Raw genomic sequence first — 15,005 nt, 5'->3', positions numbered from 1 at the left:
AGGCTAGGCTGCTCAACACCTGGCCTTCACTTGAGCTGTTAAGCCATTACAAAATGGACGGCAGTTGATTTGAGAAGACCCTACAGACGTAACACAGGTAACTGTGTCGTTATGGAAATAATAATCCCTTAAGGGAAAATAAACGGAATATCAAAATGAATTTGCATGAATACCAAGCCAAACAGCTGTTTGCAGAATTCGGTTTGCCTGTACCAGAAGGCTTCGCATGTGATACAGCACAAGAAGCTTTCGAGGCTGCTGGTCGTATCTCAACTGAGAAAAAAGTTGTTAAGTGTCAAGTACACGCTGGTGGCCGTGGTAAAGCGGGCGGCGTAGAGCTACACGACACAAAAGAAGGCGTTAAAGAGTTTGCACAAAAGTGGCTAGGTAAAAACCTAGTGACTTACCAAACAGACGCAAATGGTCAGCCTGTAACGAAGATCCTAGTTGAAGAAGCGTCTAACATCGCTAACGAACTTTACCTAGGCGCTGTTGTTGACCGCGCAACTCGTAAAATTGTATTCATGGCGTCAACTGAAGGCGGTGTGGACATCGAGAAAATCGCTGAAGAAACTCCAGAGTTGATTCACCAATCTGCGATCGATCCTCTAGTAGGTCCTCAAGCTTACCAAGGCCGTGAACTGGCGTTCAAACTTGGTCTAGTTGGCGATCAAATCAAACAGTTCGTTAAGATCTTCATGGGTCTTGGTGAAATGTTCGCTCAGTACGACCTAGCTCTACTGGAAATCAACCCACTAGTAATTACTGGCGAAGGCAACCTTCTTTGTCTAGATGGCAAGATCAACATCGACTCAAACGCGATGTACCGTCAGCCTAAGCTACGTGAAATGCACGATCCATCTCAAGAAGATGAGCGCGAAGCACACGCAGCACAGTGGGAACTAAACTACGTAGCACTAGATGGTAACGTTGGCTGTATGGTTAACGGTGCGGGTCTAGCAATGGGTACGATGGATATCGTTAACCTACACGGCGGCAAACCAGCAAACTTCCTTGATGTAGGTGGCGGCGCAACTAAAGAGCGTGTAGCTGAAGCATTCAAGATTATCCTTTCTGATGACAATGTTAGCGCAGTACTAGTAAACATCTTCGGTGGCATCGTTCGTTGTGACATGATCGCTGAAGGTATTATCGGTGCGGTTAAAGAAGTAGGCGTAACAGTACCTGTTGTTGTTCGTCTAGAAGGTACAAACGCAGACCTAGGTCGCGAAGTACTTGCTAATTCTGATGTTGATATCATTGCAGCTGAATCTCTAACAGATGCTGCTCAGAAAGTTGTTGCTGCTGCGGAGGCGAAATAATGTCTGTATTAATTAACAAAGACACTAAAGTAATCTGTCAGGGTTTCACTGGCGGTCAAGGTACATTCCACTCAGAGCAAGCTATCGCATACGGTACGCAAATGGTTGGTGGTGTATCTCCTGGTAAAGGTGGTCAAACTCACCTTGGTCTTCCAGTATTCAACACAGTACGTGAAGCAGTAGAAGTAACTGGCGCAACAGCAACGGTTATCTACGTACCAGCACCTTTCTGTAAAGATGCAATTCTTGAAGCGATCGACGCAGGTATCGAACTGATCGTAACGATCACTGAAGGTATCCCAACGACAGATATGATCGACGTTAAAGTGAAGCTAGAAGAAACTGGCGTTCGCATGATCGGTCCTAACTGTCCAGGTCTTATCACTCCAGACGAGTGTAAGATTGGTATCATGCCTGGTCATATCCACAAGAAAGGTAAAGTAGGTATCGTATCTCGTTCAGGTACTCTTACTTACGAAGCAGTTAAACAAACAACAGACGAAGGCTTCGGTCAGTCTACATGTGTTGGTATCGGTGGTGACCCAATCCCTGGTTCAAACTTCATCGATATCCTAAAACTGTTCCAAGAAGACCCTCAGACAGAAGCAATCGTAATGATTGGTGAGATCGGTGGTACTGCGGAAGAAGAAGCGGCAGCGTTCATCAAAGAGAACGTAACTAAGCCGGTTGTTTCTTACATCGCAGGTGTTACTGCTCCTCCAGGTAAACGTATGGGCCACGCTGGTGCAATCATCTCTGGCGGTAAAGGTACTGCTGAAGACAAATTTGCAGCACTAGAAGCAGCAGGCGTTAAGACAGTTAAGTCTCTTGCTGACATCGGTAAAGGCCTACGCGAGATTACTGGTTGGTAATCAGCGCTTTAAGCGATAAATAATAGAAAGGCTTGGTCGATGACCAAGCCTTTTTTGTATTGTTTTGTAGATGCGAGATCGTAACGTTAAGCTCGGCTCTTAACCATCTGAGACAACATAAACATCGCAGCAGCACTAATCACAACAGATGGGCCTGCTGGTGTGTCGTAGAACCAAGATAGGCTCAGCCCGCCACATACTGCGATTGAGCCAATAATTGAAGCAAATAATGCCATCTGCTCAGGTGTACTTGAGTACTTTCTTGCTGTTGCTGCAGGGATAATCAATAATGATGTCATGATTAACGCACCAACAAACTTCATACCAACTGCAATCACGATGCCGACCAGTAGCATTAGAATCAGACGCATTAAATCAATGTTGATACCATCAACTGCTGCAAGATCTTCGTTCACCGTTGTCGATAACAGCGGTCGCCAAAAGATAGTTAACACCAGTCCAATGACAGCCGCACCTGCATAAATGAACATTAAATCTGTCGGTGAAACGGCAAGCAGATCACCAAATAGGTAGCTCATCAGGTCGACACGAACATTATCGAGAAAGCTAACTGCGACTAAGCCTAGTGATAGCGCACTGTGTGCAAGAATGCCGAGTAGGGTGTCGGTGGCCACAAGCTTTTGTTTTTGGAGTGTTACTAGGAGTACTGCCAACATCAAGCAGCAGATCAGCAGCGCGAAATAAAGATTAATATTGAATAGGAAACCAAGCGCTAAACCCATTAACGATGCGTGAGCCAATGTGTCACCAAAGTACGCCATCTTACGCCACACCACGAACGACCCGAGTGGACCTGCAATAAGCGCAATGCCTAGGCCAGCGAGAATAGAAGGTAAAAGAAACTCAAGCATTAGTGGTGATGTCCGTGTTTATGGTTAGAGCAGTCATGTACATCTCCAGATACAGGCTGACCTGCTAAGTCATGGTGATGGTGGTCATGTTGGTGATGGTAGAACGCCAAGCTCTCTTGCACCGCGGTACCGAATAGGGCGATGTAAGAAGGATGATGTTTGATATCTGCAGGCGCACCTGAACAACAGATGTGGTGGTGTAGACAGATCACGTCATCTGTTTTTGCCATCACCAAATGTAAGTCATGTGACACCATAAATACAGCGCAACCAAAGCGATGGCGAATAGAGTCAATCAGTTCGTATAGATCAATTTGACCTTGTACATCAACGCCTTGTGCAGGTTCGTCAAGAACAAGTAGATCGGGTCTCTTCAACAAAGAGCGAGCAATCAGTACGCGTTGGTTTTCACCACCAGACAATTGATGCATGTTGCTCTTAATTAGATGCTCAGCACCAACGAGTTTTAATGCTTCTAAGATCTCTTGTTTGCTGAATTTACCGGTGAGCTTAAGAAAACGTTCTACATTAAGTGGTAGAGAGTCGTTCAGCTTTAGTTTCTGGGGAACATAACCAATTTTTAATTTTTTTGATTTGGTGATCTTCCCTGAATATTTGTGCTGAAGGCCAAGTAGAACCTTAACTAAGGTCGATTTACCTGCACCATTAGGCCCAATTAGGGTCGTGATTCTGCCGCGTTCTAGATTTAGGGAGATATTGTCTAGTACTTTTCGACCGTCAAACTCGACGCTCACGGAATCGAGTTGGATTAAGTTATCCATGAATAGAACTCATTTGCAATTCGCCAATGTTATAATGTAACATTTACCTCAAGCCTAAGCTACTTTTCTATTATCGAGGAATTATGTCACGTTCATCTTTTATACTTGCTACTTTGCTTTTAGCGCCAAGTGTTGCAAGTGCCAATACTATTCTAACAAGCTTCAAACCAATTCAAATGATTGTGACAGAACTAACGCAAGGTGTTAGTGAACCGGATGTGTTGATGAACAGCAATGCTTCGCCGCACGATTATGCGCTCAAACCATCAGATGTCAAAAAAGTTCATAGTGCAGATATGGTTGTTTGGTTTGGTCCTGACTTAGAAGCGTTTCTGACCAAGGTGATTGAGTCGAACGATAACGTTATCGAAATCGCTAAAATCCCTGGCATCAACTTACGCGCTTATGGACACGATGAGCATGACCATGACGCGCACGAAGGCCATCACCACGGCAGCCACGACCCGCATTTTTGGTTGGGGATTGATCAGGTTGAAGTTGCTGCGAAATACATTTCAGACAAGCTAATTGAAACTGACCCAGACAACGCAATGGCGTATCAAGAGAACCTAGATTCATTCTTGATTGCATTGGAAGAGAAAAAACAGTCGATTCGTGAGCAACTGGCGCCAGTAAAAGACAAAGGCTACTACGTTTTCCATGACGCATATGGCTATTACGAAGAAGAGTTTGGCTTGAATAACTTAGGTCATTTCACCGTAAGCCCGGATCGTAAACCGGGTGCAAAAAGCCTGATCGCGATTAAGAAAACGATCGTGCGCGAGAATGTTCAGTGTGTATTTTCTGAGCCTCAGTTTACGCCTGCAGTGATTGAATCTGTGACTCGTGGAAGTAACGCTAAGCAAGGTCAACTAGACCCTGTTGGTTCTAGTGTTGAAGTGAAGAGCGGAAGTTATTTCGATTTTCTTCAGCAACTTACCGATAGTTACACAAGCTGCTTAAACGCAAAGTAATTCATAGAAAGTATCTTTCACTTCACTTTGCTCTCGATATTTTATGAATAATGCCGCTTTTTGCGGCATTTTCGTGACCGCTAAGATAAAACCTCTCAACAAATAGCAAACCTTCTTTCTCCTTGGTTAATTTCCGCTAAAATGGAAAGATAATAATAAGCACAAAAAAACTCAGTTTCTGGTTGAGCAATGACAAGACATTGTGACGACTGAAACTTCATACGTTGTTGCTGTTCAGGATTAGAAGTTGTATCGAATTGTCTTCCGAATGTTCATATTAATGAGCATTTCATTTAGCGCTATCGCGGTAAATACATCACCGTCTGTTTTTTATCCTTTGCCTGTCCAAGCGCAAGGGAACTTTCTTGCAGCTAAAAATCTCTATCTAGGCGCCGGTGGTGGGCTTTGGATTCATGATGTGCATGGGAAAGTTCTTTTTTATGATGGGCGAGCTCTACTGCCACGCAAAGGCAGCCTATTGCAGTTTTCATCGGAGCGCGTCGCCTTTTTGGACGATGAGTTTTGGACGTTCTTTGATAATGAGGTGTATCGACATACTCCAGGGATAGGTAACGAGTTAGCCTTTAGTTTGAGCCCTGGTGCAGAGATCACGAATATTGGTGCATCGGCTGACTATATCTGGGTGACGGACGGCAACAACTTCTACACCTACAACACCCAGTCATTGGAGTTTAATACTTACTCGCTCCTCAAGCTGTATCGATACAACAACAGCAGCGACATTACGATCAATGATGCGGAGTGGGTGCTATCCAAATGGGTACTGGCAACCAGCTCGGGTGCCTACCTTTCTGAGAATCAAGAATTTACCCATGTGGCCGCATCAGATAAACACTATATAGAGACGATCTACTTTTCAAAGGCCAGACGCGAATTACTGATTGGTACACTAAATGGTGTGGTGATTGTCGATTTGGCAAATTCAGAGAAAGAGACCAAGATCAGTGGTTCGCATGTTCTCTCTCTTGCTGAAACAACCGATCAATATTGGGTTGGCACTGAACATGGCCTGATTAGCTATAACTTTATTACTGGAGAAACCATTCGTTTTGAACAAGCCTCCAACCAAGACTTTTCATTACCGGGTGAGAAGATTTACTCATTAATTAACGACCATGCTGGTGGTATGTGGGTCGCGACCAACAATGGTATCCGGTATTTCTCTTTGTTTAGTAAGACATTCTCAAGAACGCCTTTAACCGGTATGGGCATGCACTCTAGCAGTGTTGTGATCAATAAAGTTAAGCCAATCAGTGACCACCTTTCTTGGGTAGCTTCTTCGATGGGTCTCTATCTTGTTGATTCTGAGGCTGAAGAGCGGCCTAATCGTGTATATCCTAAACCGGTCCGAGACTTTCAAGTTTTTGGTTCATCTATTTGGTTAGCGACTGAAGAGGGTATCGTTAGCTTCAACACCAAGACATTGGAGCGCGAAGCTCTGAATCTACCAAGAGCTATTGAAGGTGTTCATATTGAGAACATGGCACTTCAAGGTGACAACACACTTTGGATGACCTCTGGGCAGAGTCTCTATTCCATGTCGATAGATAACATGGCGCTGACAAGTTATGGAATGGATTGGCTCGTAGACAAATTTCTACCCGCAAAAATCACTGACCTAAATATAGGCTTACAAGGTAGTGTCTATATCGGTACAGACCATGGTTTTTATTCCTTTGTTGATAAGCGAATTAGCTTTAGTCGTTCCAGTGAGCGATTTGGCAAGGTCGTTGATATAGAAAAAGCCAGCGATGGTTCTCAATGGTTTGCGAGCAGCTATGGTGTCTATCGGATCCCTTACGATCGTCTAGTCATTGATGAGATTCCTCTTGTTGAAGAGAACATCAGCCCTAGCTGTTTAATCAGCGATGAAAATGGTGTTTGGTTAGGCTCTTCAAAAGGGCTTAGCTATTATGGGTTAGACGGACAGCTTCATAAGCATATCGGTTCACCTTTTGGTTTGATCACCAATGAACTCGCGGCGGGCGCATGTGAGCTCTTCTACAGTGAGCAGAGCCAATCCTCAAGGCTAGTATTGGGTTCTAAGTATGGGGTTGTGAGCGCGTTAGCTAATGAGTTATTGGTGTCGACTACGCCGCATAGCCGCGCCTTACTGAGCAAAATAAGTGTAAATCAAAAGACCGTGTCTCTTGGTGGCAAGGCAGCTGACTTAGCTGAGATACCTTATGGCTCGTCGATTGGGTTCAAGCTCGGTATTTTGCCTGCTACGTTTGCACCTGCGATGGAATATAGGCTCAATGGTGATGAATCTTGGAGCGAATTTGAAGGGGGCTTGTTAACCCTCGATCACTTGTTGCCCGGCGATTACACTCTTGAGGTTAAGCCCGTTAAGGATTCTCACTACCGTTTTGTGTCCACCAATCAAAGCTTCTCAATAGCCGAACCTTGGTACCTCAGTAACTGGGCGGCAGCAAGTTCTCTGATTTTGCTCATCTGTGTTGTCACTATCTTGGTTTTTTGGCGTTCGCGTTATGTCACCTTTGCCAACCGACACCTAAAGGCGCAAGTTGCTTTAAAAACCGATCAGTTGAGACACCAAAGCCGGATATTACTGGCGACTAATCAGCAGCTTAAGAAGCAGTTATCGGTTAAGAATGCGCTCGTGTCTCATACCGCCGATGAACTGTCCTCAGAGGTTAACCAAGTTGCAGCCATGCTCCCTAATTGGAATGATGAACAAGGTAAATCACCGATTCTTGCGTTAAAGAATGGTTTGGCACAATTGAGTAATAGCCGACAGGATGGTGGTGCGGTTGGTTACGATATGATCTTAATCTTGGAGTCGGTGCTTAAGGCGTGGCAAGAAGACTTAGCTAAAGCCGGTATTGAGCTAGAAATAAAAGTAGAGACGAAACACAGACATGTATCTTTACTGTATTTTAATCTCGATATTATCTTCAATAGCCTGATCGCGAGCATCATCAAGCGCAACTTTAAGTCGCAGAGCATGATGGTTACGGTCGAAGAGCTAAAAGAGCACCTAGTCGTGACGATTTTAGACCATGGTATGCCTTTCCCTAAATTAACCTCTAGCATTAGTGACAATAGTGGGAAGTCGACCGACTTAAATATAGAAAAGTTACCACTGCTAGTGAATCAGAGTGGAGGAGAGCTCAATGCTTTTGTGTCGGAATCTCAGAATAAGGTGCAGCTTACTTGGCCAATTGACTATCAGGTATTAGATAATCTCGAAACCAATACAATAGAGCAGATTGAGACTATCAAGCTCGCTAATACCTCACCTGAACAGTTAAAGCTCAGTGCAGAGCAAGAATGGAAGAACCGAGTGTCTCAGCTTGTTAGTGAACACTACGCTGATGCTGAGTTTGGTACTGCGACTGCTGCTAAGTATCTATTCATGTCAGAGAGAAGCTTACAAAGGCGATTTAAGATGGCTTATGACAAGACCTTTAAAGAGCACCTGAATGAAGTTCGCTTGGAGCATGCGTGTGAGCGGTTACTTGCCGGAGAGAAGATATCAGACGTTGCTTTTGACTCTGGCTTTAATGACCCGTCTTATTTCAGCCAAAGGTTCAAACATCACTTTGGTATGTCTCCATCTAAGTTCGCTGAAAATAGTGAAGACTAGAGCGAACAATTTGAACCAGCCAGTCTTACGCTAATGACAGATAGTTTTATTGAAGCCTCGACGTTCGTGTTGGGGCTTTTTTTATGTTTCTACGAGATACGAGATACGAGATACGAGATACGAGATACGAGATACGAGATACGAGATATTTAGGGTAGATTTTTGAAGATTGTTTTGCAGGGATTAAACAAGATAAGAAAAAAAATATCGTGGTATAGCCGGGGGGACTATACCACGGGTGCCAATGACACCTTCGCTTGCTGCCGGAGTGATATGGCAAGCCACATCACCTCTGGAATTAAATTAAAGAGAAGGAGTTTCTCTTCGATGGAGTAACTATACGATTAGTGACTTATTTTACTTATAAAATTAACGACAGAAGGCTATGAGAAAAGCGACATTTTCATAAGTTGTTGATATTTAATGGTTTTGTATGTTTTTGCTTGTGGTGTACTAGTGAGGTGGTTCTCACTAGTTGTTGAAAGTGACGGTTTTGACGTAAACGTTTTTAACGAAACTTACGAGTATATATTTTCGAAAACATTGATTTCACACAATAGAATTGTGGTCATGTATGTGTATTATGTTGTTAATAACAATCTTTCTCATTATCAATCACGAATTGGGTATTTATGAAACTCTCACAACTAGAGCAAGGAAAAGCGGCTTCTATAGTTGCCTTAACCGGCTTAACACCAGAAGTTAGAAAAAAGCTAATGGTCATGGGTATGTTGCCAAACACTGAAGTTACACTAATCCGTCGCGCGCCGATGGGGGATCCGCTTCAAGTGGAGGTGAGAGGAGTCTCTATCGCCATTCGTGAAAGCATCGCAGAACAAATCGAGGTTATCTAAATGGATTATCAAGTTCTTACCGTTGGTAACCCGAATAGTGGTAAAACAACGTTATTCAATGCACTAACCGGTGCGAAGCAGCATGTTGGTAACTGGGTAGGCGTAACCGTAGAAAAGAAAACGGGTGTCTATTCACATGCGGGTGACCAATTTCAGCTAACTGACTTACCTGGTATCTACGCACTAGATAGTGGTAATGATGCAAATAGTATTGATGAGTCTATCGCGTCGCGAGCTGTTCTGACTCACCCTGCTGACGTGATCATTAATGTTGTTGATGCAAGTTGCTTAGAAAGAAGCTTATACATGACATTGCAATTGCGAGAGTTGGGTCGCCCAATGATCGTTGTATTGAACAAAATGGATGTATTAAAGCGTGAGCGTCAGGTGATTAACCTGAAAGCGCTAGAGAAAGAGCTAGGTTGCCCGGTTCTTAGCTTGTCTGCGAACGATAAAGGTCAAGTGGCTCGTTTCAAAGAGCGCCTACATAAGCTTCTTGTTCAAGGTGTTAGCCTTGATCCTATCTCTATTAACTATGACGAAGCATTAGAAGCACTTATTCCTTCTGTTGAATCACATTTTGATGATGCTGATGTTTCTCACCGAGCGCTTGCGATTCGTGCTCTAGAAAATGATTACTTGGTGCTAAACGGTTTATCTCCTCAAACACGTACTCAAATTGACAGTGTGCGTCTTGGCGCCGAGTTTGATATCGACCTTGCGGTAGCAGACGCGAAGTACACCTTCTTACATGACCTGTGTAAGCGTGTTCGCCGCAGTGAAGGCAAACTAAGTCGTAACTTCACAGAGAAAGCTGACCAATTCATTCTGAATAAATGGGTCGGTATCCCTTTCTTCTTCGTCATTATGTACCTAATGTTCATGTTCTCTATCAATATCGGTAGTGCGTTCATCGACTTCTTTGATATTGGTGTTGGTGCAATATTGGTCGATGGTGGACACCATTTATTAGACGGACACCTACCAGTTTGGCTGGTTACTATTCTTGCAGATGGTATCGGTGGTGGTATTCAAACTGTTGCAACCTTTATTCCTGTTATCGCGGCGCTTTACTTGTTCTTAGCCGTACTTGAAAGTTCAGGCTACATGGCTCGTGCTGCGTTTGTACTTGATAAAGTGATGCAAAAGATTGGTCTACCTGGTAAGGCGTTTGTACCGTTAGTTCTTGGTTTTGGCTGTAACGTACCGTCAATCATGGCAACTCGTACACTTGACCAAGAGCGTGAGCGTAAACTGGCTGCATCCATGGCGCCATTTATGTCATGTGGTGCTCGTCTACCGGTATACGCACTATTTGCTGCGGCGTTCTTCCCTGGTGCGGGCCAAAACGTAGTATTTGCTCTGTACATCATGGGTATTCTAGCTTCTGTATTTACTGGCCTGTTCCTTAAAAACACTATCTACCCAGGTAGCAGCGACAGTTTAGTAATGGAAATGCCAGACTACGAGCTGCCAACTGTACAAAACGTGATGCTGAAAACGTGGCAGAAACTGAAGCGTTTCGTGCTTGGTGCAGGTAAAACGATTGTGGTTGTGGTAGCAATCTTAAGCTTCTTGAACTCTCTGGGTATGGACGGCAGTTTCGGCAACGAAGACAGCGAAAATTCAGTACTTTCTAAGGCAGCGCAAGTTGTGACTCCTGTGTTCCAACCAATTGGTATTACAGAAGAAAATTGGCCAGCAACGGTAGGTATCATTACTGGTATTTTCGCAAAAGAAGCGGTAGTTGGTACGTTGAACAGCCTTTATACAACGCCTTCTGATGAAGAAGCGGCTCAGTTTGACTTAGCGGCGAGCTTAGAAGAAGCGGTGATGACGATCCCTGAGAATCTAGCTGGTCTGAGCTACTCGGATCCTCTAGGTATTGAAGTGGGTGACTTAAGCGATTCCGGTGCAGTTGCCGAAGAGCAAGAGGTTGACTCGTCTATCTTTGGTAACCTGAAAGACAAATTTGTTTCTGGTCACGCTGCGTTTGCTTACTTAATCCTTATCTTGCTGTACACACCTTGTGTGGCTGCAATGGGTGCTTACGTTCGTGAATTTGGTCAAATGTTTGCACGCTTTATTGCAGTTTGGACAATGGCGCTTGGCTACTTTGGTGCAACTTTCTACTACCAAGCGGCAAACTTTGCAGCACACCCTGTGACTAGTGCTGTGTGGATGGTCGCGATTGCTGGTGGCTTTGTGATTACCTACCGTGTATTTAAGAAAGTTGGCAGCAAGCAAAAAGCATTAGAGGTGCAAGTCGTATGATTTTAACTGAACTTCATCAGTACATTGACAGCCAACGTGTCGCAGCGCGTAAAGAGATTGCAGCGAAATTTGGTATGAGTGAAGACGGCGTGGATGCGATGTTGAGCGTGTGGGTCAAGAAAGGCAAAGTATCTCGCTTGGTCGACACCAACAAACATGGTCATACAACACGTGTTCGCTACACCATCAGCAAACAAGATGGTCTGTCGCTGAATGTGATGATGTAGTTTGGTCAATATCTAATAAAAAACCGCAGCTTATGAGCTGCGGTTTTTTGTTTGTGTTTGTCGACTTAAGACTCTTTGGTTTCACCTAACCCAAGAACTTTAAGGCCGATACTCAGCAACAGTATGGATACTGGAAGAACCAATATATCCCATCCAATGCTGTCAAAATTGACAAGTACAAGTTCCAAAAACTTCACGAAGAGAATGATGATAATTACTTCAGCCAAAATGTTTTTCAGGTGGCCAATGTTGGGTGTTTTTATCCAACTCAGTACTTTGCTTTTATTGATTTGTTGGTCACTTTTCGCGGCATTACTTTTATCCGAGATGAATAAAGTGAATACACCGTGAGAAAAGATGAAGAGTACAAAAGCAATCAAGAATGTATCCAGAGACTTAATCAAGTACGAGATCGCGATATCTGTTGTGTCTAAGTGTGCGAGCGATTCTGGTGGTACCTGATTGAGCATGAAGATCGCAAAAGCAGAGTAAGTCTTGGTTGCTCCCATGAAGAATAAGAGTAGGGAAGCAAGCATAGAACAGATGATGGCGATCCAGCTGATATGACGAAATAAGTTGAAGGTTTGTTTCATGATGCTCTCTCTATGTTGTGTGCAAGAGAGTATACGTGGGAGTCTGTGTTGTGACAATGGGGTGTTTTTGTGAATTATTATTACACATTGGTAATAATGGTGATACCAAGAGGTTAGGTATCACCTATGTCAGAACGTTAAGCTTTCTTAAAGATAGAGCTTAGTGACAGCACATTTTGAATACGAGTTAGGATAGCGGCTTGCTCTTCTTCACTACGCTGTTCACCTGTGGTGTTGCCCCACACTGGGCCAGGCCACGCCACATCATCTTTGAAACGTGCGATATGGTGGATGTGTAGTTGTGGCACCATGTTACCTAGTGCGCCTAGGTTGAGCTTATCCGGTTGGAACGTAGCTTCTAGTGCTTGGCTTACTGCTTGAGATTCATGTAAGAACTGCTGTTGCTCTTTCATTGGTAAGTGATGCAGCTCTTTTAGGTTGGCACGTTTTGGGACCAGGATAACCCAAGGCACAGCGTTGTCTTTGTGCAGCAGTGCAAGGCTAAGCGGGAATTCGCCAATAACTGTGGTGTCTTTTGCCAATTGAGGATGAAGTTCGAAGCTCATGATCTTTCCAATTAATTGTTTTAGTTGAGTATAAGGTTGGAAAGAGAATGTGGCTAGCGCTTACGACCTCAATAAGCAGATTCCCTATCACGTTCGTACCTCGCTGTAGGGAATGACGGTGGAGGAGAAGGGTAGCGGGCAGCTCGATAGCTAGGTAAATATAACCTCCCAATAAAACAAAAGGTTGACGCTTTCACGTCAACCTTTCTAATTATCTCGAATCTCGAATCTCGAATCTCGAATCTCGAATCGCTTACATGCGTTCTAGAGTCTCGATGCCTAGAAGCGACAGACCTTGTTTGATTGTCTTCGCTGTTAGTGCAGCAAGCTTCAGACGGCTCTGTTTAACAGCTTCGTCTTCTGCTACTAGGATAGGGCATGCTTCGTAGAAGCTAGAGAACTGACCTGCTAGTTCGAATAGGTAGCTACACATGATGTGTGGTTGACCTTCACGAGCAACAGATTGAACCGCTTCTTCAAACTGTAGAAGTTTCGCGATAAGTGCTTTCTCTTTCTCTTCAGTGATTTTGATTTCACCTTCAAGAGAGTCCATAGAAACGCCAGCTTTCGCAAATACAGAAGCTACACGAGTGTATGCGTATTGCATGTAAGGTGCTGTATTACCTTCGAACGCAAGCATGTTATCCCAATCGAACACGTAGTCAGTCGTACGGTGCTTAGAAAGGTCTGCGTACTTAACCGCTGCCATTGCAACTGTGTTAGCGATCGCTTTCTTCTCGTCTTCTGCTAGTTCTGGGTTCTTAGATTCGATCAGTTGTGCTGCACGAACTTCTGCTTCATCAAGAAGGTCAGCTAGACGAACCGTACCGCCTGCACGAGTCTTGAATGGCTTACCGTCTTTACCTAGCATCATGCCGAACGCGTGGTGCTCAAGAGAAACAGATTCTGGGATGTAACCTGCTTTGCGAACGATAGTCCAAGCTTGCATTAGGTGTTGGTGCTGACGAGAGTCGATGAAGTAAAGAACGCGGTCTGCGCCTAGCTCTTCAAAACGGTATTTTGCACAAGCAATATCAGTTGTAGTGTAAAGGAAACCGCCATCGCGCTTCTGGATGATAACACCCATTGGGTCGCCATCTTTGTTTTTGTATTCGTCTAGGAACACAACTTGTGCGCCGTCGTCTTCTTTAGCAAGGCCTTGCTCTTTAAGATCAGCAACGATGCCTGGAAGCATGTGGTTGTACATGCTTTCGCCCATTACGTCATCACGCGTTAGTGATACGTTTAGACGATCGTAGTTGCGTTGGTTTTGAATCATTGTTACGTCAACAAGCTTCTTCCACATCTCTGCACAGAACTCGTCGCCGCTTTGCAGTTTCACTACGTAGCCACGTGCCTTAACTGCGAACTCTTCGTCTTCGTCGTATAGCTTTTTAGATTCACGGTAGAAGCCTTCAAGGTCAGCAAGTTCCATTGAAACTTCACCTGATTCAGCCTGAACGCGCTCAAGGTTTGCGATAAGCATACCGAATTGAGTACCCCAGTCACCGATGTGGTTAGCACGGATAACTTTGTGGCCTAGGAATTCCAGTGTACGAACAACGGCATCACCGATGATGGTTGAACGCAGGTGACCAACGTGCATTTCTTTTGCAACGTTTGGCGCTGAGTAGTCAGCAACAATGGTTTGTGCTTCAGCTGCCGCAACACCAAGGCGAGAGTCAGCAAGTGCTGCGTCCGCTTGTTTTGCTAGGAAAGCTTCATCTAGGAAGATGTTAAGGAAACCTGGACCTGCGATCTCAACTTTAGAAGCGATACCGTCTAGGTTTAGAACGTCCAATACTTTCTGAGCAAATTCTCGCGGGTTAGTGCCTAGTCGCTTAGCAACGCCCATTACGCCGTTTGCTTGGTAGTCACCAAATTGTGGTTTTGCAGATTGGCGAACAGCAGCAGGAGAGCCTGCAGGTGCGCCAGCGGCTTCTAGAGCCTGAGATACTTTGTCATTAATAAGTGCTTGGATATTCACACGCGTTTCCTTCAATTCAAGGATGATAAGAGTGGCCGTTATCTCGAGGTC

Annotated in this window: 12 protein-coding genes; 7 read left to right on the top strand and 5 right to left on the bottom strand. The window is 44.4% G+C overall.

From position 1 onward, the window contains the following. Nucleotides 1-155: 155 nt before the first annotated feature. Nucleotides 156-1,322 carry an ADP-forming succinate--CoA ligase subunit beta gene (sucC, locus tag L1D55_RS12240; protein ID WP_004737918.1) on the top strand — a complete coding sequence of 389 codons (1,167 nt, stop codon included), beginning with the start codon at nucleotides 156-158 and terminating at the stop codon, nucleotides 1,320-1,322. Continuing rightward, nucleotides 1,322-2,194 (top strand): succinate--CoA ligase subunit alpha, encoded by an 873-nt coding sequence (sucD, locus tag L1D55_RS12235; protein WP_239917592.1) that lies wholly within the window; start codon nucleotides 1,322-1,324, stop codon nucleotides 2,192-2,194. The genes sucC and sucD overlap by 1 nt, the downstream gene beginning before the upstream one ends. An 86-nt stretch (nucleotides 2,195-2,280) precedes the next feature. On the opposite strand, the gene znuB is transcribed toward sucD, so the two are convergent. Further along, nucleotides 2,281-3,066: a zinc ABC transporter permease subunit ZnuB gene (gene znuB, locus L1D55_RS12230; protein WP_239917591.1), complete on the bottom strand. Its 786-nt coding sequence runs from the start codon at nucleotides 3,064-3,066 to the stop codon at nucleotides 2,281-2,283. Continuing rightward, nucleotides 3,066-3,848, bottom strand: coding sequence for a zinc ABC transporter ATP-binding protein ZnuC (gene znuC / locus L1D55_RS12225; protein ID WP_102423414.1), 783 nt, complete (start codon nucleotides 3,846-3,848; stop codon nucleotides 3,066-3,068). The genes znuB and znuC overlap by 1 nt, the downstream gene beginning before the upstream one ends. 83 nt (nucleotides 3,849-3,931) lie before the next feature. On the opposite strand from znuC, the gene znuA reads away from it, so the two are divergent. The 5 genes from znuA to L1D55_RS12200 all read left to right on the top strand — a co-directional run bounded on the left by znuA (nucleotide 3,932) and on the right by L1D55_RS12200 (nucleotide 11,808). Further along, nucleotides 3,932-4,822, top strand: a complete 891-nt coding sequence (znuA, locus tag L1D55_RS12220; protein WP_239917590.1) for a zinc ABC transporter substrate-binding protein ZnuA — start codon at nucleotides 3,932-3,934, stop codon at nucleotides 4,820-4,822. A gap of 268 nt (nucleotides 4,823-5,090) precedes the next feature. Next, nucleotides 5,091-8,453 (top strand): AraC family transcriptional regulator, encoded by a 3,363-nt coding sequence (locus tag L1D55_RS12215; RefSeq protein ID WP_239917589.1) that lies wholly within the window; start codon nucleotides 5,091-5,093, stop codon nucleotides 8,451-8,453. A gap of 632 nt (nucleotides 8,454-9,085) precedes the next feature. Beyond that, nucleotides 9,086-9,307, top strand: coding sequence for a FeoA family protein (locus L1D55_RS12210; protein WP_150897811.1), 222 nt, complete (start codon nucleotides 9,086-9,088; stop codon nucleotides 9,305-9,307). Beyond that, the gene (gene feoB / locus L1D55_RS12205) at nucleotides 9,308-11,581 is read left to right on the top strand and encodes a Fe(2+) transporter permease subunit FeoB (RefSeq protein WP_239917588.1); all 2,274 of its coding nucleotides are present in this window, start codon (nucleotides 9,308-9,310) and stop codon (nucleotides 11,579-11,581) included. It abuts the gene before it with no gap. Continuing rightward, nucleotides 11,578-11,808, top strand: a complete 231-nt coding sequence (locus tag L1D55_RS12200; protein ID WP_239917587.1) for a FeoC-like transcriptional regulator — start codon at nucleotides 11,578-11,580, stop codon at nucleotides 11,806-11,808. The genes feoB and L1D55_RS12200 overlap by 4 nt, the downstream gene beginning before the upstream one ends. 65 nt (nucleotides 11,809-11,873) lie before the next feature. On the opposite strand, the gene L1D55_RS12195 is transcribed toward L1D55_RS12200, so the two are convergent. The 3 genes from L1D55_RS12195 to argS form a co-directional block, all read right to left on the bottom strand. Further along, nucleotides 11,874-12,401 (bottom strand): YqhA family protein, encoded by a 528-nt coding sequence (locus L1D55_RS12195; protein ID WP_004737930.1) that lies wholly within the window; start codon nucleotides 12,399-12,401, stop codon nucleotides 11,874-11,876. A 137-nt stretch (nucleotides 12,402-12,538) separates the two neighbouring features. Then, nucleotides 12,539-12,967: an HIT domain-containing protein gene (locus L1D55_RS12190; RefSeq protein WP_061033709.1), complete on the bottom strand. Its 429-nt coding sequence runs from the start codon at nucleotides 12,965-12,967 to the stop codon at nucleotides 12,539-12,541. Nucleotides 12,968-13,220: 253 nt separating this feature from the next. Next, a complete protein-coding gene (gene argS, locus L1D55_RS12185; protein WP_116871769.1) occupies nucleotides 13,221-14,954 on the bottom strand; it encodes an arginine--tRNA ligase in 1,734 nt (577 codons plus the stop codon). Nucleotides 14,955-15,005: the final 51 nt, after the last annotated feature.

Source organism: Vibrio sp. Isolate22 (assembly GCF_022398115.1).
GTDB lineage: Bacteria > Pseudomonadota > Gammaproteobacteria > Enterobacterales > Vibrionaceae > Vibrio.
Note: the sequence above shows the minus strand (reverse complement) of the source record. Positions and strands in the feature narration are given on the sequence as shown.

Coding starts and splice junctions, on each gene's coding strand:
- sucD (WP_239917592.1), top strand. CDS start 1,322: ATGTCTGTATTAATTAACAAAGACACTAAAGTAATCTGTCAGGGTTTC.
- L1D55_RS12195 (WP_004737930.1), bottom strand. CDS start 12,401: ATGAAACAAACCTTCAACTTATTTCGTCATATCAGCTGGATCGCCATC.
- L1D55_RS12210 (WP_150897811.1), top strand. CDS start 9,086: ATGAAACTCTCACAACTAGAGCAAGGAAAAGCGGCTTCTATAGTTGCC.
- L1D55_RS12200 (WP_239917587.1), top strand. CDS start 11,578: ATGATTTTAACTGAACTTCATCAGTACATTGACAGCCAACGTGTCGCA.
- feoB (WP_239917588.1), top strand. CDS start 9,308: ATGGATTATCAAGTTCTTACCGTTGGTAACCCGAATAGTGGTAAAACA.
- sucC (WP_004737918.1), top strand. CDS start 156: ATGAATTTGCATGAATACCAAGCCAAACAGCTGTTTGCAGAATTCGGT.
- L1D55_RS12190 (WP_061033709.1), bottom strand. CDS start 12,967: ATGAGCTTCGAACTTCATCCTCAATTGGCAAAAGACACCACAGTTATT.
- znuB (WP_239917591.1), bottom strand. CDS start 3,066: ATGCTTGAGTTTCTTTTACCTTCTATTCTCGCTGGCCTAGGCATTGCG.
- znuA (WP_239917590.1), top strand. CDS start 3,932: ATGTCACGTTCATCTTTTATACTTGCTACTTTGCTTTTAGCGCCAAGT.
- L1D55_RS12215 (WP_239917589.1), top strand. CDS start 5,091: ATGTTCATATTAATGAGCATTTCATTTAGCGCTATCGCGGTAAATACA.
- znuC (WP_102423414.1), bottom strand. CDS start 3,848: ATGGATAACTTAATCCAACTCGATTCCGTGAGCGTCGAGTTTGACGGT.